This is a genomic window from Dyadobacter sp. CECT 9275, from assembly GCF_907164905.1.
GTDB lineage: Bacteria > Bacteroidota > Bacteroidia > Cytophagales > Spirosomataceae > Dyadobacter > Dyadobacter helix.
This window is the reverse complement of sequence record NZ_CAJRAF010000001.1, coordinates 751,963-772,525: the sequence shown is the minus strand read 5'-3', so window position 1 is coordinate 772,525 and position 20,563 is coordinate 751,963. Positions and strand designations below refer to the sequence as shown.

General features: G+C 44.1%; 21 protein-coding genes. 3 read left to right on the top strand and 18 right to left on the bottom strand.

Annotated elements, in window-relative coordinates; all coding sequences use genetic code 11:
- Window positions 1–28 precede the first annotated feature (28 nt).
- The 7 genes from KOE27_RS03075 to KOE27_RS03050 form a co-directional block, all read right to left on the bottom strand.
- Complete coding sequence (locus KOE27_RS03075) at window positions 29–298, bottom strand: hypothetical protein (RefSeq protein WP_215237380.1); 270 nt, start codon at window positions 296–298, stop codon at window positions 29–31.
- A gap of 88 nt (window positions 299–386) precedes the next feature.
- Window positions 387–602, bottom strand: a complete 216-nt coding sequence (locus tag KOE27_RS29575) for an RNA polymerase sigma factor (RefSeq protein ID WP_229252612.1) — start codon at window positions 600–602, stop codon at window positions 387–389.
- Window positions 599–1,006: an RNA polymerase sigma factor gene (locus KOE27_RS03070; protein WP_229252611.1), complete on the bottom strand. Its 408-nt coding sequence runs from the start codon at window positions 1,004–1,006 to the stop codon at window positions 599–601. Before KOE27_RS03070 ends, KOE27_RS29575 begins: the two co-directional genes overlap by 4 nt.
- Before the next feature lie 144 nt (window positions 1,007–1,150).
- Entirely contained in the window at window positions 1,151–2,599 is a 1,449-nt protein-coding gene (locus tag KOE27_RS03065) for a Gfo/Idh/MocA family protein (RefSeq protein WP_215237379.1), read from the bottom strand.
- A gap of 162 nt (window positions 2,600–2,761) precedes the next feature.
- A complete protein-coding gene (locus tag KOE27_RS03060) occupies window positions 2,762–3,835 on the bottom strand; it encodes an aminotransferase class V-fold PLP-dependent enzyme (RefSeq protein ID WP_215237378.1) in 1,074 nt (357 codons plus the stop codon).
- A 144-nt stretch (window positions 3,836–3,979) separates the two neighbouring features.
- On the bottom strand, window positions 3,980–5,884 hold the full coding sequence (serA, locus tag KOE27_RS03055) for a phosphoglycerate dehydrogenase (protein ID WP_215237377.1): 1,905 nt from the start codon (window positions 5,882–5,884) through the stop codon (window positions 3,980–3,982).
- Between the two features lie 237 nt (window positions 5,885–6,121).
- The gene (locus tag KOE27_RS03050) at window positions 6,122–7,105 is read right to left on the bottom strand and encodes a YheT family hydrolase (RefSeq protein WP_215237376.1); all 984 of its coding nucleotides are present in this window, start codon (window positions 7,103–7,105) and stop codon (window positions 6,122–6,124) included.
- Window positions 7,106–7,363: 258 nt separating this feature from the next.
- On the opposite strand from KOE27_RS03050, the gene KOE27_RS03045 reads away from it, so the two are divergent.
- Window positions 7,364–7,555 (top strand): cold-shock protein, encoded by a 192-nt coding sequence (locus tag KOE27_RS03045; protein WP_215237375.1) that lies wholly within the window; start codon window positions 7,364–7,366, stop codon window positions 7,553–7,555.
- A gap of 54 nt (window positions 7,556–7,609) precedes the next feature.
- On the opposite strand, the gene KOE27_RS03040 is transcribed toward KOE27_RS03045, so the two are convergent.
- Window positions 7,610–8,545 carry a polysaccharide deacetylase family protein gene (locus KOE27_RS03040; protein WP_229252610.1) on the bottom strand — a complete coding sequence of 312 codons (936 nt, stop codon included), beginning with the start codon at window positions 8,543–8,545 and terminating at the stop codon, window positions 7,610–7,612.
- A gap of 190 nt (window positions 8,546–8,735) precedes the next feature.
- Between KOE27_RS03040 and KOE27_RS03035 the strand changes: the two genes are divergently transcribed.
- On the top strand, window positions 8,736–9,194 hold the full coding sequence (locus KOE27_RS03035; protein ID WP_215237374.1) for an RDD family protein: 459 nt from the start codon (window positions 8,736–8,738) through the stop codon (window positions 9,192–9,194).
- Window positions 9,181–9,558, top strand: a complete 378-nt coding sequence (locus KOE27_RS30015) for a DUF2752 domain-containing protein (RefSeq protein ID WP_406566841.1) — start codon at window positions 9,181–9,183, stop codon at window positions 9,556–9,558. The genes KOE27_RS03035 and KOE27_RS30015 overlap by 14 nt, the downstream gene beginning before the upstream one ends.
- Before the next feature lie 75 nt (window positions 9,559–9,633).
- Here KOE27_RS30015 and KOE27_RS03025 read toward each other — a convergent pair whose 3' ends face one another.
- From KOE27_RS03025 to KOE27_RS02980, 10 genes are all read right to left on the bottom strand, one after another.
- Window positions 9,634–10,656, bottom strand: coding sequence for an aldo/keto reductase (locus KOE27_RS03025; protein WP_215237372.1), 1,023 nt, complete (start codon window positions 10,654–10,656; stop codon window positions 9,634–9,636).
- A 43-nt stretch (window positions 10,657–10,699) separates the two neighbouring features.
- Entirely contained in the window at window positions 10,700–11,080 is a 381-nt protein-coding gene (locus KOE27_RS03020) for a co-chaperone GroES (RefSeq protein ID WP_215237371.1), read from the bottom strand.
- Between the two features lie 100 nt (window positions 11,081–11,180).
- Window positions 11,181–12,650, bottom strand: a complete 1,470-nt coding sequence (locus KOE27_RS03015; RefSeq protein ID WP_215237370.1) for an MBOAT family O-acyltransferase — start codon at window positions 12,648–12,650, stop codon at window positions 11,181–11,183.
- A gap of 4 nt (window positions 12,651–12,654) precedes the next feature.
- Complete coding sequence (locus tag KOE27_RS03010) at window positions 12,655–13,599, bottom strand: glycosyltransferase family 2 protein (RefSeq protein WP_215237369.1); 945 nt, start codon at window positions 13,597–13,599, stop codon at window positions 12,655–12,657.
- Window positions 13,600–13,673: 74 nt separating this feature from the next.
- Window positions 13,674–15,377, bottom strand: a complete 1,704-nt coding sequence (locus tag KOE27_RS03005) for a hypothetical protein (protein ID WP_215237368.1) — start codon at window positions 15,375–15,377, stop codon at window positions 13,674–13,676.
- Window positions 15,378–15,381: 4 nt separating this feature from the next.
- The gene (locus KOE27_RS03000; protein WP_215237367.1) at window positions 15,382–16,794 is read right to left on the bottom strand and encodes a DUF6056 family protein; all 1,413 of its coding nucleotides are present in this window, start codon (window positions 16,792–16,794) and stop codon (window positions 15,382–15,384) included.
- Complete coding sequence (locus tag KOE27_RS02995; RefSeq protein ID WP_215237366.1) at window positions 16,787–17,737, bottom strand: glycosyltransferase family 2 protein; 951 nt, start codon at window positions 17,735–17,737, stop codon at window positions 16,787–16,789. The genes KOE27_RS03000 and KOE27_RS02995 overlap by 8 nt, the downstream gene beginning before the upstream one ends.
- 144 nt (window positions 17,738–17,881) lie before the next feature.
- Window positions 17,882–18,796, bottom strand: a complete 915-nt coding sequence (locus KOE27_RS02990; RefSeq protein ID WP_215237365.1) for a DMT family transporter — start codon at window positions 18,794–18,796, stop codon at window positions 17,882–17,884.
- 3 nt (window positions 18,797–18,799) lie between these two features.
- Window positions 18,800–19,876: an LptF/LptG family permease gene (locus KOE27_RS02985; RefSeq protein ID WP_215237364.1), complete on the bottom strand. Its 1,077-nt coding sequence runs from the start codon at window positions 19,874–19,876 to the stop codon at window positions 18,800–18,802.
- A 13-nt stretch (window positions 19,877–19,889) separates the two neighbouring features.
- Window positions 19,890–20,552: a metal-dependent transcriptional regulator gene (locus KOE27_RS02980; protein ID WP_215237363.1), complete on the bottom strand. Its 663-nt coding sequence runs from the start codon at window positions 20,550–20,552 to the stop codon at window positions 19,890–19,892.
- Between the last annotated feature and the right edge of the window lie 11 nt (window positions 20,553–20,563).

Sequence of the window (20,563 nt, the reverse complement as noted above, 5' to 3'; positions counted from 1 at the left end):
CCCACACTTATACCTCATTTTGACTAGGTTACTCGGTCTTTTTTTCTGACATGCCACTTTCTACCGCTTTCCACATTCTATCGGTCTGGGCCTGGCTGGGCCTGCTTCTTCCGGTATCTTCCGCCAGCAGAATGATATAAGCCCGTGCAGACTCTACTGTTTTTTTCTTTTCGGGATACTGTTCCAAAAAGGCCGCCCATTGCAAATCACTTTTTGAATCAGGATGTAAAACCCATGTGATAAATTCATCGTTTCTGATCAGCTCGGTCAGAGAAAAAGGATCATATTTTTTTGCCATCAGGGAAAGTCGTTTAGCCTTTCAAACAGAAAGAGCGTAGAATAAGAGATTTGACCTCCGATCAATAAAACTTTTTTTGAAAAAAAATCTAAAAATGGGATAAGGACCACACAATCAGGATAGAAGAAATAAGTACCTCTCGTGTCTGGCGAAGCGAAAAAAGTGCTTTATACAAAAAATTCCGGACCGACTTATCCGTTACGCCCATAATCTGTGCAATTTCATCTACACTGAAGCCGTCAAAATAACGTAAGGTAATGGCTTCCACTTGGCGCTCAGGAAGCTGGGATAACAGTTCTTTCACCCTTTTTTACGGAGATGGTTTGATTCCGTTTCGATAAGTATTGTTTCTGAATCGGAAAAGGACAAAGGGCTAATGTCCGGGTCCGATAAGCCAGATATCTCCTGAGCAGAAGGATATTTCTCCAATGTCACCCGGATCCGCCTCCTCAATGCCCGGTACAAATAAAATTTTATGGAAGAAATGTTTTCAGTCAGGCCTGCACGCAATCGCCATATATCTATAAAAACATCCTGGATGGCATCTTCAATGAGCGCTGTATCTGCCGTGAGTTTGGAGCCGTAGTTGTATAATATCCCATGATACCTTTCAAAAACAACGGTAAAGGCGTGCTCATCTCCTTGCCTGACGGCCCCCCAGAGCTGCTGTTCCGTACACCATTTACCAAAGCTATCCGTAGTATTCACTCTTTAACATTTCTTGACAAAGAGCGGTTTGCCACAGTTATACTATCAATATCATTTAATATTAGCACATTAACGGAAGCCAAAAAGCAAAACAGCAATGAACCGGGCGGTCCATTGCTGTGGGTATATACCTTCAATTGAAGATTATAATTTCAAGTCCCAGCCTTCGCGGTACTCTCTTTTTACAAACTGGTTTGCCAGGTCGTAGTTGGTTACTTTCATGTTAGCAGCATCCCAGTACAACTTCTTGCGTCCGTTGTACTTATCTACCGTTCTCTTGGCAGCTGGATTGTCGCGCAACATCCAGCTGCGGATAGCCAGGTTACCGATCAGGATACTTTCTGTGAATGGGGCTGCGTACTCGAAGGGAGAGCTTGTTACCCCTTTACCGTATCCGGCTATACAGGCGTCAACCCAGTTCAGGTAATGATCTTCATTGGGAACGCGCGCAATGGTCTCCGGAATATTGACGATCTGGTTTTCCTTCAACGGAAGCAAACGTGGGTTAGCACCGTAGCAGTCGGCCAGCAGTTTTCCCTTACTTCCAATGAACAGTACACCACCATCCGAATTTCCAAAAACTTCGCCCGGAAGTAATTCTTCAGGTAACTCGGGCAGGATACCGCCGTCATACCAGCTCACTTTGATATTTCCTTTTCCGTCGTTACGTGGATAATCCAGGTGAATAGAAGTAGTGAAAGGTGTCCAGTCGGGATTGTTATCTTTTTCTCTTAAAGTGAAAGTCCAGGTTCCACCCACACTGCATTCCACTGAAACAGGATATAGTATCGGTAAAATTCTGTAAACAGGATCCATAATGTGGCAGGCCATGTCACCCAGCGCACCGGTACCATACGGCCACCAGCCTCTCCAGTTCCAGGGAAGATACTCCTTGTTGTAACCTACTTTGGGAGCCGGACCCAGCCAAAGGTCAAAGTCAAGTTCTTTCGGTATCGGATCCACATTGTCGGTAGGAACGGCCTGCGGCCACACCGGGCGGTTGGTCCAGCAGAGCACTTTATGCACATCACCGATGATACCCGAATCATATATCTCTTTCATACGCCTCACACCATTGCCCGAACCACCCTGGTTGCCCATCTGTGTAATTACTTTATACTTTTTTGCCGCCTGTCCCAGTATCCTGGCTTCGTAGATATCGTGGGTCAAGGGCTTTTGCGTATATACGTGTTTACCGAGCTGCATCGCTGCCAGTGTGGCAACGGCGTGCGTGTTATCGGGAGTTGAAATAGAACAGGCATCAATGCTGTTCTTTTCTTTTTTTAGCATTTCACGAAAATCCTTGTAGTACTTGGCTTTCGGGAAGTTCTCGCGAGAGGTAACTGCCTGGCGATCATCCACGTCACAAAGTGCCACTATATTTACGTTCGGGCTTTTGGCGAAGCTGGCAAGGTCACTTTTCCCTTTTCCGCCCACTCCTATCCCGGCGATGTTCAGCTTATCACTCGGTGCGACAAACCCTTTACCTAAAACATGACGCGGAACAATGAAAAATGAAGACGCTGCCAAAGATGATGTTTTGATAAAGTCTCTGCGGGAGGGATTTTCAGTCGGATTCGTTTGGTCATTCATTATTAAAAAAGTTTGGTTTTGGATCAGGCAAACTGAATTATATGTGAAGTTATACGGTAAAAAGACCAGATATGACTATTCTGATTTTACTTTATAAACCATGGGGAACAAAAAAAGCGCAGAATAATAAAATCCTGCGCTTGCCTGGCCATCTTCTTTAAATCAAAGATCGCCCAGTACTTTGATAAGCTCTTCCGTTTGTTCCAAGGAGGTGGCAGGGAAATTGGCAATCCGGATTTGTGTTGCTTTATGCTCGCCATATCCGCTTCCCACCACAAGCCCTTTGGCCTTTGCACCTTTGATAACATCGGCAGAAGGCAGTGTCGTGTTGGCCACAACAACCGTTTGAGACTGGTATTCCTTTATATTCACAAATGCCGAATAAGCATCGTGACTCTGTATAAATTGATACAAAAGCTGTGCCTTCCGTTCCGTATCTTTCCGGATATTACTTACTCCCAGACTATTAAAATCTTCTGCTATTTTTCCCAGCAGGTATATTCCCATCACATTGGGTGTGGCAGGAGTTTCGTTATTTTTCGCATTTTTCCAAAGCGTCAGCAAATCGTTATGGGCACCAATTGAATATTGTTCTTTAATCAATCGGGCCTTTTCCAGACATTTTTCGCTCACGATCCAAACCCCAAGGCCTGCAGGCAACCCAAATGCCTTTTGCACTGAGAAGAAAGCATTATCAATCAGCGAATAATCCAGCTCAGGATAAGGAGCAGAAGACACCATATCAACTGCTATGAATTTGTCGGGGTATTTTGTTTTGAGCTTGTGTATCTCGGCTACCGGCATCTGCACACCCGAGCTGGTTTCATTGTGCGTCACACACATTAATTCGGCATATTCTGGCACTACAATTTCCGCAGCACTGAAACCCTGCCCCATCGGCTTTTCATACTTATGGGCATATTTATTCAATGCGTTGGAGTAGTCATAGAATTTTTTGGAAAACGAACCATTCACCAGATGGAAGCTCTCTAGCTCCACACAACTGAAGAGTATCCGTTCCCAGGCCTCCGATGCCGACCCCAGAAACAGAATGGCGTGGGTATCGGGTACGTTCAGCAGCAATCTGAGCTGTTCCACAGTAAACCTATGCAAATCCCGATATTGCTGGCTACGATGAGATATCGAACCCAGCTGGCCGGCTACAAAAGTCTGCAGGTGTTTTTCAAAAGTGGGATAAAGCTGAGCTGGTCCTGGTGTGAAAAAAGTTAACGGCATTTCTGTTGGGCTAGAAGTTTGAATGATTGAAGTCAGACGTGAGCACTATCTTGCTCGCTCATGTGTATGTTGCCAGGAATCGTGCAAATTCCACCTATTCCTGACAACATCGGATCAACTACCCGCAAGCGGGCAATTAAAATATCAATAAAGCATCCGGAACCTGATCGTCCCTTCTAATTCCTTCACTTCCTGAATAAATTCCTCTGTATAATTTTTGTCAATATCCACGATCACATAACCAATATGCTCATTGGTTTTGAGATACTGCCCGGTGATATTAATGTTGTTCTTGCCAAAAATATGGTTCAGTTTGGCCAGTACTCCCGGTACATTGGCATGAATGTGAAGCAAACGGTGAGAATCCTTTAGCTTGGGCAACTGAACCTCCGGAAAGTTAACGCTTCCGTACGAACTGCCGTTATTCATAAACTCAAGTAGTTTCCCTGGAACAAAATGTCCGATATTCTCCTGTGCTTCCTCAGTACTTCCTCCTATGTGTGGTGTCAGAATTACATTTGGCAATCCCCTGAGTTCGCTTTCAAATGATTCGGCATTGGTTTTAGGCTCGTAAGGAAATACATCCACACCGGCCCCTGCAACTTTTCCGCTTCTCACGGCCTCTGCCAGAGCAGGTATATCCACCACATGACCGCGTGAAAGATTCAGGAAGATTACGCCGTCCTTCATCATGTCAAACTCCCTTTTACCGATCATCCTGGTATTCTCCTTGCGACCGTCCACATGAAGGCTTACCACATCAGCAACGGCAAGCAGCTCTTCCAGCGTATTCATTTTGCGGGCATTACCTATGGAAAGTTTCTCTACCTCGTCGTAAAAGTAGACCTGCATACCCAGCGCCTCAGCCACCACAGAAAGCTGGGTACCGATGCTGCCGTAACCCACCATACCAATCTTTTTCCCGCGCACTTCAAAACTACCCACCGCCGATTTATCCCAAACTCCCTGGTGCATCTGATTACTTTTGGTAACCGTGTTACGTATCAGCAGTATCATTTCACCTACCGCAAGCTCTACCACGGAACGCGTATTGCTATATGGCGCGTTAAAAACAGCAATCCCGCGTTTTGCCGCCTCGTCAAGGTCAATCTGGTTCGTACCGATGCAAAACGCCCCGATGGCCATCAGCCGGTTAGCATTTTCCAGCACGCGTTTTGTAATATTCGTTTTGGAACGGATACCAATAATGGATACATCCTTGATACGTTCACAAAGCTCGTCTTCATCCAGTGCTCCTTTTACAAACTCAACATTGAAACCCTGTTCCTCAAAGGCGCGTAACGCAGCCGGGTGCACATTTTCCAGCAAGAGCACCTTAATGCGGCTTTTTGGATAAGACTGGCTTCTACTTAATTTGTTATCGTATAAAAAATCGTCAAAAGAGGTTGCAATATGGTCCGCAACGGCCATTACCTTAGGACGCTCTACATTCTCGGTAAACGCGTAAAACCGGCTCGCCAATCCGGATTCTTTGAGCTGATAATCGGTATAACCATCTCCGATCGCATACACCTCTCCTTCCAGTTTCAGTTGGGCAAGCAACTTAATCTTGCCTCCGTCCGTAGAAAGTACATTTTCTTCGTCTATCCCCACGATGTTTCCCTCTGCATCAAAACGGAATTCATTGGCATAAACGTGATCAGCTCTTACGCCGAGTTCAGTCGCAACCGGCACAATAAACTCTTTAAACCCACTTGATACAATAAAGATATGGTCCGCATTTTCTGTCAGGAATTGCTTGTTCCGCAAGAACGAATCGGACACCTTAGTACGTAAAAATGTGACGAGGTCATCGATATGGCTCTTATTAGCTTTCAGAAGGTCAATTCTTTTACGTAACCCTTCGGCAAACGACATTTCCCCGTTCATTCCTTTATTGGTCAGATCACGGATTTCCTCCACAATCTGATCACGTTGCGAACTTCCTGCAAGTGCAATAGCAGCCAACTCATCCAGGCCTTCCACTTTGGTGAAGGTACTGTCAAAATCAATGATGATATACGGGGGATTGAGTGTTAATGTGGGCATGAAACGGCAGATAACTGAATAATTTCCAATTTAATATTAAAGTCTCTGATCTAAGCTGATCCTGTGCTTTTCAAATGAGGCACAAAATTACGAATCTCACGACTATCACCCTAACAAAAAATTGAAAGGATCAGTTTTTATTCTGCGGATAAAAAAGCTGTTCATATCATTTTATCTACCCATCCTCTTTACTGCATATCCTGATTAAGAAAAATTTGTACTATTCCAATAATAAACTCAGGCAGATCTCAAAAAGTCCAGCGCCCGCTGTTCCGACCAGTAGATACCTCCGGACAAGACCGATGGCCGGAAACCGCAATGGCCGCCTTGTGCCGGAGATTCCAGAAATACCTTGTCGTGGCGGGCGATGACATCGGAAGGTAGGCTTGCAATGGGAACGATCGGGTCGTTTTCCGAATTAACAATCAGTGTTTCTATCCCTATATTTTCAACAAAATGCATGGAACTGCATTGCGCGTAGTAATCATCCGCATCTCTGAATCCATGGATCGGAGCTGTATAGATGTGGTCGAAGTCATAGAGCGTTTTTACAAATCGACCGGATTTAATATCGATTTTATCCGGAAATAGCCTGGCCTTTTCATCTACTTTGGGCCTGAGTGATTTCAAAAACCGGTGCATATACACCCGGTTACGCGGCTGTATCATAGCCATACTGCAGGCTTTAAGGTCCATGGGTGCACTGAAAACAAGTGCCTTACGGATCTCGGATGGCAGTTCAGAACCCTGCTCTCCCAAATATTTCAGTGTAAGGTTACCACCCAGACTAAATCCAATGAGGTAAACAGACCGGTATCCTTTTTTAATTGCATATTGTACCACCAGATCCAGATCCTCCGTAGCACCACTGTGATAAAATCTGGAAGCCTTATTCATTTCCCCGCTGCAGCTTCTGAAATTCCATGCCAGGCAATCATATCCCGACCGCGTCATCAGGCGGGTCATCCCCAGCACATACTGGCTTGAGGTACTGCCTTCCAGCCCATGTGACAGGATTACCAGCGGAGTACCCACTATATCCGCCTTCTGCTGATTCAGCGCCCAGTCCAGATCCAGGAAGTCCTCATCCGGTGTGTTGATGCGTTCTCTCTCATAAAAAACATCTTCTATTTTTCTGAACAGCGCAGGGTAAATACTCTGAAAATGGCCGTTTGGAAGCCAGTAAGGAGGTATGTGCGTATCATTGCGGACAATCGGCATGGGAGGTCTTACGATTTTTTGTTCCTGAACTGAAGTGCATTTTGCAAATATAAAATAATAGCAAAGAACCTGCACCAGTTCCGTTAGAAACAAATACATAATATGATTTATTCCAGATTACTGTAAGTTTAAATCATAAATACCTGTCATTGAAAACGATACATACGTAGATTAATTCTAAACCTTTTTCCGGACTGTTCTTGTTTATCTGTAAATTCTATATACATTTGGCTTTCAATACTTATAAGATCAATACTAATGGCAGAAGGTACAGTTAAGTTTTTCAATGATTCCAAAGGATTTGGATTCATTCAGCCCGCAAATGGCGAGAAAGACATTTTCGTTCACGTTTCAGGTCTTCAGGACGAAATTCGTGAAAATGACAAAGTGTCTTACGATGTAGAAAATGGAAGAAAAGGTTTAAACGCAGTTAACGTTCGCGTTATCTAAGTTTAATCATAACAACATTTTTGAAAGCATCCCTGATCGTCCGGGATGCTTTTTTTATTTATTCCTTTTGATTAGTTCCTCATAAGCCTGCTGAGCCGGCAGATTAACCGGTTCTGTCCGCACCATAGTCTTTCGCCGGACAGGATCCTGAACGTAACGGTATATCCAGGAAAACCCCGCTCGACCGTAATAGTATTCCTTCGATTTATAAATACCATCGGTAAGCGCCTCGTCCAGGCTGATGAAGGTATAACCTTTTGTTTTTAAACCGTTTACAATTTTATCAAGGTACCTTGCATTCAACAAGTTATCATGACAAAGATAAATTTGCTTTACCGGACGACCGTAGCGGGCAACGGCAAGGCTGTCGAAATGGTCAAAGAGCTTAATGGTCATTTCCACATACTGTTTTCCAACACTTTCTGCATACGCGAGGTCTCGCCTGGCCAATGCGTCGTTGTATAACATGTCATACATCCAGTCTTCACTTTCAACGGTATACGGGGTATTGAGATATCCCTTGCTTTCAAGAAACCCGGCCATTTTTTTATGCTGAAGGCTGTCGTTCCCCATGCTGTTGAACGGAAATCGGAAATATTTCAGAGGCTTATGAAATTTCTCCGCCAATTCCCTGGTCACCCTTTCGCCTTTGACGATATCCTCTGTAAAAATTTCGTAACCAACGTCTGCATAATTCAAATGTGCATAACTGTGATTTCCTACGGTGATACCAGGCCTTGAAATCCATTGGGCAAGCAAAGCCTTATTACCCTCAAAGTCTGCGGTTTGATTTAACTTATCTTCATTGATAAATATGGCAACCGGAATGTTCAGGGAATCAAGCCTGGTTAACAATGAAAATGTTTTACCCAACTGATGGTATACATTTACCTGAGGTACATCGTCAATTGTTACGGCAACGGATCTTTCTTGTGCATACAACTGGCAGATACTTCCCATGAACAGGCCAACCCAAATGAATATTTTCATGATTAAAATTTGATTTTACAGATACCTGAGACGCATTATACCACAAGTAAAATATAATCCTTCAACCTGTCAAAAATCCAGAAAAAATAAAATTGCTGCGATTAACCCATTTCGTCCGAAACCACTTGCGAATATGAAATCTTAATACTTACTTGAAAGATATTCAAGCACTTAAACCTCTGAAAATTTCATGGAGAATTCCACCCTAGCCGGCTTTGGTAATCGCCTTGTAGCCCAGATCATTGACAGTCTTATTCTTGGCTTTGTAATATCGGTCCTCATCCTTCCGATTTTCGGGATCAGCCTTTTTAACTCCTCCTCTTTTGCCGATGCCGAGGACGAGGCCGCGGTTGCCGTTTTGGTCGGTACATTGGTGGTACCCCTTCTGCTTGCCGGGTTACTGGGGCCAATTCTTTACGAGGCGTTCATGGTGAGTTCTTCCAAGCAAGCGACAATCGGTAAAATTCTAATGAAGATCAAGGTGGTGGATGAGCAGGGGCAACGCCTCACTTTCGGCGCCGCACTTGGTAGGGCGCTGATCAAATACGTTACTTCCAACGTATGTATATTACTGTGGCTCTGGCCTTTATTCAACGACAAGGAACAGGCACTGCATGATATTGTTGTGAAGGATTATGTTATCAAGTAATTCCAGACCCCCGCTCAAAACCGTCGTAATGGTTATTTTTTCCTTATCGGCGGTTTTTGTTTACCACCAGCTGGATCCTGCGGTTTATCCCATTGGCCCACCCTGCTTTGTGCACCACAGCACAGGGTGGTTATGCTGGGGGTGCGGCGGGCAACGGGCATTTCATCAGGTTCTGCACGGAAACTTTACCGCCGCGTTTCATCTTAATGCCTTGATATTTATCGTATTACCACTATCCGCAATAATTTTGTTTTCGGAACTGGCGGGGAAGGCGACCATATACCTATGGCTCAAAAGAACTGAAGTCAGATTTCTGGCTGCCGGAACAACCCTGATTTTTACTGTTTTAAGAAATATACTATAATATTCCGGCGGGCTATCCGGGTATAATACGAAGGGGATATAGCCAAAGTCCATATCCCCTTTGTTCCTAAAAATATCATTCCGGTATTCTGTCCCGTCCCTGCCGTGCAAACATCCAGGAAGGATATTCCACTTGCAAAGCACTGATCTGATCCAGCTTTTCAAGTTCCTCTGCTGTTAGCACCACTTCTGTGGCCGCAATATTATCTGCAAGCTGTTCAGGCTTTTTAGCGCCGATTATTAAACTCGTCACGGGTTTTTGGTGTAATACCCACGCAAGTGCTATTCTTGCGACAGACGCACCATGTGCCTCCGCAATCGGCTGAATCACCTCAATGATATCATAGGCCTTTTCCTTGTCAACCGGTGGAAAATCGAATACATCACGACGGTTATCACCGGAAGTCTCGTTATTTCGGGTAAACTTTCCTGAAAGAAATCCACCCGCCAGCGGGCTCCAGGGCATAAGTGCCAGATGCTGATCTTCCATCATCGGAACAAGTTCACGTTCAATATCACGTCCGGCAATGGAATAATAATGCTGGCAGGCAACAAATTTTGTCCAGCCGTTCTTCTCTGCAATCCCATTGGCCTTCATGATCTGCCAGGCGCCGAGATTACTTACACCTAAGTATCTTACCTTTCCGGACCGCACAATATCTTCCAGCCCGCGCATCGTTTCTTCCAGGGACGTGTAAGCATCCACCCCATGGATATAAAAAATATCGATGTGATCGGTCCCCAGCCTTTTCAGACTTTCTTCCACTGAATCCATGATGTGGAGCCGGGACAACCCTATCTGGTTTACGCCCGGAGCCATTCTTCCCCTGGCTTTGGTGGCAATCACCACTTCACTGCGTTTTATCCCGAGATCCTTAAAGGACTGCCCCAGGATCTCTTCTGATTTGCCATAAGAATACACATTGGCGGTATCAAAAAAGTTGATGCCCTTATCCAGAGCGGTTTTAACAAGGGTTGTTCCTTCTTCCTGTTGTAATTTGCCAATGGCTTCCCAGTACCCGTTTCCTCCGAAAGTCATGGTACCCAAACACAGCTCCGATACCAAAACCCCTGTGTTACCCAAAAACTTGTATTTCATATATTTAAAGTTTTGGTTAGTGATCCTCTAACGAAATGAGTAATTACTCGAATAGATCTTCTGATCTGTCGAGCATCAGGATTGAACTCTGCGGAACAATCACATATTTCACCTGATCGTATTCAAGATCAATGGCGTTTCTTTGAATGTAAATGGCCAGATCTCCCTCCTTGGCTTGTAAGGGCATATATTTTATTTTTTCCTCCGATTCTTTCCAAGGCTCATCTTCCGCTGCGGACGGAATGGGAAAACCCGGCCCTACTTTGATCACATAGCCACTTTGTACCTGCTCTTTTTCTGTGACCGTAGGGGGCAGGTATAACCCACTGTGGGTTCGGTCATTGGGGCTTTTGGGGCGGATCAGCACCCGGTCACCCACAACAATAAGACTTCTTAACCGGTTGTCAGACGTAACTTCGTACATATTTAATTCAGGATAATTAATTCGACCCGAAAGATATTCAGCTTTCGTGTTTTTAGTAACAAAAAATCAGGAACAAATGTTTAAGGCCTCAGGCCATAATTCAGAACTGAAAATAGATGAATTGATTTTCAGTAACAACCCCCAGAAAATACGTAAGAAAGAGTATCAGGGGCAAGAGGATGTAAAACAATTTTGAGTTCTCAGAGGGTATCCTCTCATAATATTTTTCCTTGACGAGGAGAAAGAAGATCAGGAAAACACAAAACCACATTTCTACCGCATTGTAGGGAGAATAAAGCGGCTCTCTCCAGGACAAAGTCGCAATTTTATGTAAAATAGAAAAAGAACGATGAACAGGTGCCTGGTCGTTTCTGAAAAAAACCCAGGCAATGGTCACCAGTATAAAGGTTACAACCATATTGAAATACCTGATAAAAGCGTTTTGAGGTATTTCTATCCCTGCCTTTTTTAACCATTTATCACGTAATGAGGCCGTTACCTGGTAAGTGCCATGAAGGCCTCCCCAGATCACATAATTCCAGCTTGCCCCATGCCACAATCCGCTGACCAGAAAAACGATAAACTGGTTCATATACTTCCTATACTCCCCCTTTCGGTTTCCTCCAAGGGGAATATAGAGGTAATCCCTAAACCAGGAGGACAGGGAGATATGCCAGCGTCCCCAGAATTCAGATACTGATTTAGATCCGTAGGGTGTCCGGAAATTGTCCATCAGTGTAAAACCCATCACACGCGCCGCGCCAATGGCGATATCCGAGTAGCCTGAAAAATCGCAGTAGATCTGAAATGCAAAAAAAACTGTGGCCACCAGCAGGGTAATTCCATTCTGATGGGATGGATCGTTGTAAGCATAATTGACCACTTCGGCGAGCCGGTCAGCTATGACCACTTTCTTAAAAAGCCCGAAAGCCATTTGTATCAATCCCGCCTTTACATTTTCAAAATCATAGTGAAAAAAACTGTGGTACTGAAACAACATGTTCTGCGGGCGCTCAATCGGCCCGGCCACGAGCTGCGGGTAAAACATCACATAGAGTGCGTAAATACCAAAATGCCTTTCGGGCTGCTGGTTACCCCGATATACCTCAATGGTATAACTCATGGCCTGAAAGGTATGGAATGACAACCCGATGGGAAGAATAACTTTACCCGCACCATTAACCATCCAGTCGGCTATCTGGTGCGGAATGAGCCCCGCTAGTGGCGGAACGACGGATCGAATGCCCGCAGAGTTTAACAAACCGTTAACGGAGTCTCCCAGGAAATCGTAATATTTGAAGAAGGCCAGAATACCTATATTGGAGATGAGGCTGACAATCAATAAAAGTTTTTTTCGCTTTTGATCCTGTGTTTTCGCAATCCAGATTCCGGCGTAATAGTCAATAATGATGGTACCAAACAGTATCAGAATAAATACCGGCTTGAATACCATATAAAAATAACAGCTGGTTGCCAGAAGCAGCATCCAGCGGCCACGCCACGACAGGCTGAAATAAGCCAGCGTAACTACAATGAAAAAAATTATAAACTGTATGGAATGAAAATGCATCGGATCAAATATACTCTCGATTTACTATTTCCTCCTTAATAATATAAAGAGGCCGGTTCTTAGACTGAAAAAAGATCCTTAAAACATATTCTCCGATGATCCCCAGCGCCAGAAGCTGTACGCCACTGAAGAGTATGATCACAAAGAGCAATGAAGTAAACCCTTCGATGACATGTGCAAAGAATAGTTTTTTTACCACCACTATGACGAAATAGACCAGAGAGATAAGGATTGCGGCTACTCCTGTCCTGCTCATAAATTTGATTGGAAACTCACTAAAGTTGAAGATGCCGTTATAAGCCAGTCTGAAAAGTTGCTTAAAACTGTACTTAGACTCCCCTGCCACCCTGGAACTTCTTTCGTATTCAAAGCCTATCTGCCTGAAGCCGATCCAGGAACGCATTCCCCTGAGGTACCTGCTTTCCTCCGGCATTTTATTCATTACATCCGCCACTCTGCGGCTGATGAGGGCAAAATCCCCGCTGTCGAGCGGGATATCAACATAAGAAATAACGCTCAGTAAACGATAGAAAAGATGATAGCCCATCCGCTTGATAAATCCTTCCTTCCGTTTTCTTCTGACAGCATATACCACATCGTTGCCTTCCTTGTATAATTTGTAGAACTCGGGGAGCAGTTCGGGCGGGTCCTGCAAGTCACCGTCAATGATAAACAATGCCTCACTTCCCCGTGCGGCGGCTATACCCGCCGTTAATGCAAGCTGATGCCCATGATTGCGGGAAAGGAAAACGCCATGATACCTGTTATCCGTGAGTGCCAGCTGGCGGATCCGCAGTGCGGTATCGTCCCTGCTTCCATCATCGATCAACACGACTTCAACAAACAGTGAAATGGAATCCATCAGAGCATTAAGACGCTGCACAAGATGAGTGAACGATTCAGACTCGTTGTATAATGGTGCAACTATTGATATTTGAGGAATTTCCAATGCTTTGTATTTTTAATATCAGACAGTTGCGGTAAAAATACGCCTTTCGGCCAACTATCTAAAAATGATTTTATTTAATGGATTGTAATGTTTTTAATAATCCCACCGTCAAAATCATCCCCGCCAATCTTTAAAATCCCGGCCTCATAATTTCCTGGCTCAACCGAGGAAAGAGGAATTTGGACATAAGTACCTTTGTCGTATGATTTTAACAGATTTCGCCCGTTGTATTTTTGTTGGGCCATTTTGTATAAATAAAGTTTCTTCTCACTTCTAAGAAACGCGTAAGTACCATCCCACCTTCCAAGTGACAAATGCGACAGCGGTTCTGTGATTGAGACGTTATCCGGATTCATCATTACACTTGCCCGTATATCTGAACGAACAGGCTCTTGAAGTTTTTCAATGATCCTGGGTATATAGTTTATCTCTTCGGGATATTCATAAATTCCGTTGTTAACCATTTCCTGCATTACGGTATCTACATATTTAGCACCTGCCGAAAATGGAACATGCCCGAGTCCAAATGCATGGTGTGCCTGGTTCCATCCGTTCACTTTAAGATATTTGCTTCTTTCTGAGATAATTGGTAGATAACTGTACAGTGAAATAGCCCAAATAAAAATACTTAATGCCGTTGCCATCAACAACATGATTTGCCGCTTGTGCTGGTCAGGCTGATAAGAAATATAAGCAAGGTAAGTAACAATCAGAAATAAGGCGGGATATAATTTATAGTTACTTACCACCATCACAAAAAAACCAAATCTTGGCCTCAGCAGACCAATGATAAGCGCATTGATTAGTAGGAAAATCATTACTCCCAGCAAAAACCAGCTTAATCGAGATACCTTATTTCCAGGATCCCGATCATAAATTTTCGCAACATGTAATTTCATTTTTAAATTATGATCCACCCAATCCTTCATAAAGAACCATAGCCACTTCACAACCCAAATCATTAGCAGCAAACCCATCACGATAGGCAGGGCGGTGCGAATCTCTATCTTTCTTTCCGGTACTAAATCAAACAAGCCTCCTAAAAAAGCAAAAAAACCCAATACGGATAATTCAGGGTATTTTTTGAGATATTCAATACTCTCCTCATTTCCCATGGTGGTTAGTCCGTAAAAATATAACCCGATAGCAACCGCTCCTACAATGCACCAAATCAGAAGTTTTTTATAATCCGACCGCAGAAATAAAACCGCCCCGCCCGCTGCCCATACAAAGATTCCGTTGCTCATGGAATAGTTGGCAAGAAAAGCTGCCACAACCGCCCAGCCAAAACGCCCTCTGGATAAAAAAAACATGGACAAACAAAGAAAAAAAACCACTGGCTGATGCTGAAGACTACAAATTGCCCAGAGATATACCAGATAATACTGCAATTGAAAAAACAGGAATACGATTGGCAAAAAGTACCACCAGTTGATCTTACTTTCTTTAAAAGATAACCAGAAAAGATAAAGGGTGCCCATTGTAAAGCAAGCTCCGGCAATATGGAGAAAAGTGAAATTGAGTTTCCCTGTCAGCCAGAAGTAAATCAGTGTGACAAGTTTACCAATCACCATCCGATGTTCATTATTAGGCCGTATTAAAAGCAGAATCTTATCAGTAAGCGTAGCACTACTTATCCATTGACGAAGAAAGTCAGGGAATGGATCGAAATCATCATACCATGGTACGTTAACTGAATAAGCCAGGATTACAATGATCCATAGAATTACCGGCAGCCCGGACAGGTACCCTACAATTTGTTTCTTATTATATGCCACTTTGTTATTCAGCTAAGTATACTGCCTCTTTGCCATAATACCCGGCCAGGCATTTATTCCACCAATGCTTGTTGTCCGGGGTAATATCATCCACAAAAAGGGAGGATGGACGAATTTTAAGAGCTGGCAAATAAACCACTTTCTCTTTTGAATTTTTAAGGAGGGCGTAACGCTCGTAATTCTCCTTATCAAACGCGGCAGCCCTGCCGGTAAGAATATCCGTATACATGATCCGTACGTTATTACTTCTGTAAAACGATAGGATCACTGATAATATCGTAATAAAATAAATGACCGCGTAGCGGGTCTTGGAGATGTCAAAAATCCCGGTTTCGCTCAGGTTAAAATTATGGAAGATTACCCCTGCCACATAAAACCAGCCGATTAGAAAGAAAAAGTAAACACAGTTCACAACCCGTGGCGTGGGCTCGATGCCTACGCCATAATACGAAGGAAACAACTGCGCGGTTACCACCCCGACGAAAAGCAGAAATGCAAACCAAGCCGGAATGGAAAAGTAGGTCCTGGCACCTTTTGACAACCGGGAAAGTATAACAAGCCACAAAATGGTAAAGAAAAGCAAAGGGCTCTTCAGTACCCAGTCGTAGGCAAGCTCTCCGAATTTCTTAAATGAAGAAATCAATGAAAACATCACATTCCCTCCCAACGGATTTCCCCCCAAGCGTGCCTGGTTACCGGGCGAACTGAAATACAAATAGCAGGAAATGAGTGCCGTGGCCATCATGGCAATCATAAAACCATCCACTTTGCGCTGAAATACCAGCCTGTAAAACCACCAAGCGGCAATAAGGAGCATAATGACCAGTAAATTGGTTTCCGAACTTCCGATAATAGCGAATATCAGAAACCCAGCCAGTACGCCGACTAGCGTTTTCGCAGGCTGCGTATCCTGCCTGTACCAGCGAAGTACCAGTACAATCCAGAAAAGGGTGAAAGTATTAGGTACCGTGTAAGTTACAAAAGCAGCCATCCAGTAAAAAGCTTCTACTATACTGGCCATTTTGATCAGATAGAGAAAAAACACCACGCCCGCAAAACCCAGATGCGCCAGCCGCGACAAAGTGGGCGTCAGGTGCCTGAAAAGGCTGTAAAGTGAAAAGATCAATCCCAGGATCAGGATAAACGGCAGTACTTTGAAACCGATGACGGAATGAAAAAGAAGCGGATTGGAGTGATTCAGAAAAATACCGAAATACCGTCCCGTCCAGCCCGAATAGTAAAAATTCATCGCTTCAAACCAGCTGTACTTGAAAACAGTATCAATGTAACAGTAATCGTCTGCGATGGACGGATGATTGTACACGGCCAGTACCAGCAAAGGAGCGAGCACACTCACCATAAACATGATATTAAGCCAGTTACCGAAAATTCTGTATTTTTTATAGAGCTTATTCATTTACTACTTTTTCAATAATGTAGCGGGGGCGACCTTTCACCTCCTCGTATATTTTACCAATATATTCCCCTATCAGCCCTAGTGCCATCATATTGGAACCGCTGAAAAAGGTGATCGGCAACATGGTGGAAGTCCAGCCGGGGACGGTGTAACCCACAAGGTAAGAAAAGAGAATGTAGCCCACGATCAACATGGCCACAAAAAAATTAAAAAAACCAAAATACAATACAAGCCGCATGGGAAAGGTAGAAAACGACGTGATGCCGTTCCATGCAAAAAGCAGCATTTTACTCAGTGGGTATTTGGATTCGCCAGCCTGCCTTTCCAGCCTGCTGTAAAATACCTTTTCGTTTTTAAATCCTATCAGAGGTACGACCCCCCGAAGGAATAAATTGATCTCCCTGAAATTACCCAGTTCCTGCAGCACGCGTTTATCCATCAGCCTAAAATCTGCATGGTTAAAAACCACGGGCACGCCCATTTTTTGCATAATGGTGTAAAAGCCTTCGGCAGTAAACCGCTTGAACCAGCTGTCCGAACGCCTGTCGGACCGCACTCCGTATACGATCCGAGCGCCTTCCCTGTATTTTTCAATCATACCGGTAATGGCGTTAATATCGTCCTGAAGATCTGCATCAATGGTGATGAAGCAATCAAAATCATCCATATTTTTCTCTAGCCCGGCCATGATAGCACTCTGGTGCCCGAAATTTCTGGACAACTTCACCCCGATCACATTTTCATCTTTTGCACACAATTCTTCTATAATTTCCCAGGTTTTGTCTCTGCTTCCGTCATTCACCAGACAAAGCTTACTATCCTGTGCCACAAGCCCTCTGTCCTTTATTTCCGCATAATATCTGCACAACTCTGCATAAGTCAAATGCAAAATTTCTTGCTCATTGTAACACGGAATCACCAATAGTAGGCGCGGAGAATTCATTAGAATATAGTTGGTTCAGCGGACAAAAATAGCAGATATCGCTAATTGATCGGGAATTAAGATGTAATGAATTGTACTTTATATTTAGTTAACGGGACATAGTAACCAGAGAATGGGTATTTCCTGCCCTTCATAAAAGAAAACTCATGAACCGCTGACGCTCTTTTCAGATGGCTGCCAGCGGCTCAGTACCGGATAAAGCAAAACCGCCATCAGAATTAACAGGGTACCTAAGTAAAATCCGCTGGTCATGCGTTCCTTTTCGCCAAAAAAGAAAAAGGCGAGGGCAATCCCATAAACCGGTTCCAGATTAATCGTAAGGTTAATGAGATATGCGGAAAACTGCTTCATTAGCTCTACCGACATAGCAGCAGCATAAACCGTACAAACCAGTGCCAGAAACAAGATCCAGATCCAGTCGGCAGCAGCTGGCCAAATGGGAGACTCTGGCGTCCAGGCCTGCCACCGAGCCACAAAAGCAAAGGCCAGCGTGAAGATACTTGCTCCTATCATTTCATAAAAAGTAATCACAAAACCGTCATAGCGTTTCACCAGTCTGCTGTTAACAACCGTAAAAATGGCACATAACAACGCAGAAGCCAATGCCAGACCGAGCCCCAAAGCATGATTAAATTCAAAACGAAAAACCACATATAACCCGGCAAAAGCCATCATACCCAAAGCAACTTCCAGCGGTTTTACCGGCTTCTTATTTACAAATGGCTCAATAAAGCTTGTCCACAACGAAGTAGTAGCCATACCGGCCAGGCATACCGAGGCGGTGGATACCCTTGCGGAAGCAAAAAATAAGATCCAATGAGACGCCAGTATGATTCCTGTCAACAGCATTTTCCCAAGATCCGCATTGTTGAAAACGCTGAAAGATTTCCTTTTGACCCAAATCACAATGGCCAGCCCCGCAACGGCGATGAACGTACGGTAGAATACCAGCACGATGGGTGAGACGGATACCATCAGCCCGACAACAGCCGTGAAACCCCAGATCAATACCAGAAAATGCAGATGCAAGTAAGAACGAAGCGTGGCAGAAGTAACCATAAACTATCGGGGCAGGGTTTTGTAAAGTATGATTCCTATACCTGCAAAAACAATGTTCGGAAGCCAAACAGCGAAAAGCGTGTTGATATTACCAGCTTCCGCCACTCCTTTTGACAACAGGAAGAAAAGGATATATATAAACGCCAGCATGAATCCAAGCGCAATCTGCCAGCCAACGCCCCTTCTGCTTTTTCGGGCTGAAACAATCACTCCAATGGCTGTCAGGATCAGAATAGCAAACGGCTGAGTAAAACGGGTATATTTTTCTATCAGATATACTTCTAACCCGTCGGCTCCACGGCTTTGCAACAATTCGATATAGCTGTTCAGCTCGGGAAGAGTAAATGTTTCAAACAGATTGTAATCACTTTCAAAATCCTTGGGCGACAGATTGATGGTGGTATCGTGGTCTTTGGGATAGGTGACCGTCTCCCGTAAACTGTCCAGTGTCCGCACCTGGATATTCTGCATGTTCCATTTTTTACTTTTGGGCTGCCATACAATTCTATCCGCCGATACCTTCTGAATCAGCTTGTTACTTTTGATGGTCTCCATCGTAAATTTATTCCCCGTCATGGAAGTGTTGTTATAACTTTCCAGATAGGCGTATACATCAGGCGCGATGGTAATGTGTACATTTCTGCCGCTGAAATAAAACTCCTGCTTTACATATTTCTTTTCAAAGTCATTCCTGACTTTATTGGCAATTGGAAGAACCCACCCTACCTGCACAAACGTGACAATCCCTAGTACCGAGGCCCCTAGCATATAGGGTACCAGCAGGCGTCCAAAACTGATACCGCTGCTCAGAATGGCAATAATTTCGGTACGGGCTGCAATTCTTGATGTAAAAAAAACCGTAGCAATAAATACCATTAGAGGACTGATATAATTGATCCAGTAAGGTATGAGGTTAAGGTAATAGTCAAAAAGAATGGCATTGATAGGCGCCTTTTTTCCTAGAAAATCGTCCACTTTTTCAGTGTAGTCGATCATACAAATGATGAGTACAATGACAAACGCAACAAAAAAGTAAGTGATCAGGAAGTTTTTGATCAGGTAACGATCCAGTATTTTCATGTCAGGGTGCGTCTCAGCGGCGTTGGACGAGCAAATTTTTTGAAACCTCGAGACTTATAAACAACGTTTGTTCACCATTAATCTGTACGGCAGCCGACTTATCATATTCATTTATTTCTCTTACCTCCAGCACACAGCCCAGTGTTATCCCGGATCGGTCCAGATGCTGAAGAAATGATGGCGCGTGATCCAGAACCCCCATCATCAGTACTTTTTCTCCCACCTGTACATCGGTAAGTACCCGGTAGTCTGGCTCAAGCAGGTTGCCCTTTGCATCAGGAATCGGGTCACCGTGGGGGTCAAAACGGGGGTGTCCCAGGAACGCATCGAGCTTTTCTACCAGGATATCCGACGGGATGTGTTCCAGTTCTTCGGCTATGTCGTGCACTTCATCCCAGCCAAAGCCCAGCTTCTCTACCAGGAACACCTCCCATAGCCTGTGCTTGCGAATGACGCTGATCGCCACCCTTTCACCCGTCTCCGTTAACGTTACACCCTGATATTTTTTATAATTGATTAATCCTTTTTCGGCTAGTTTACGTAACATATCTGTAACAGAAGCAGCTCTGGTTGCAGTACTTTCCGCCAGAGCGTTGGTACTTACCTCCAGTCCCTCCCGGCCCGAAAGAGCATGTATGATTTTCAGATAGTTTTCTTCTGTGAAAGAGTTTTGCATGATCTCCTAAT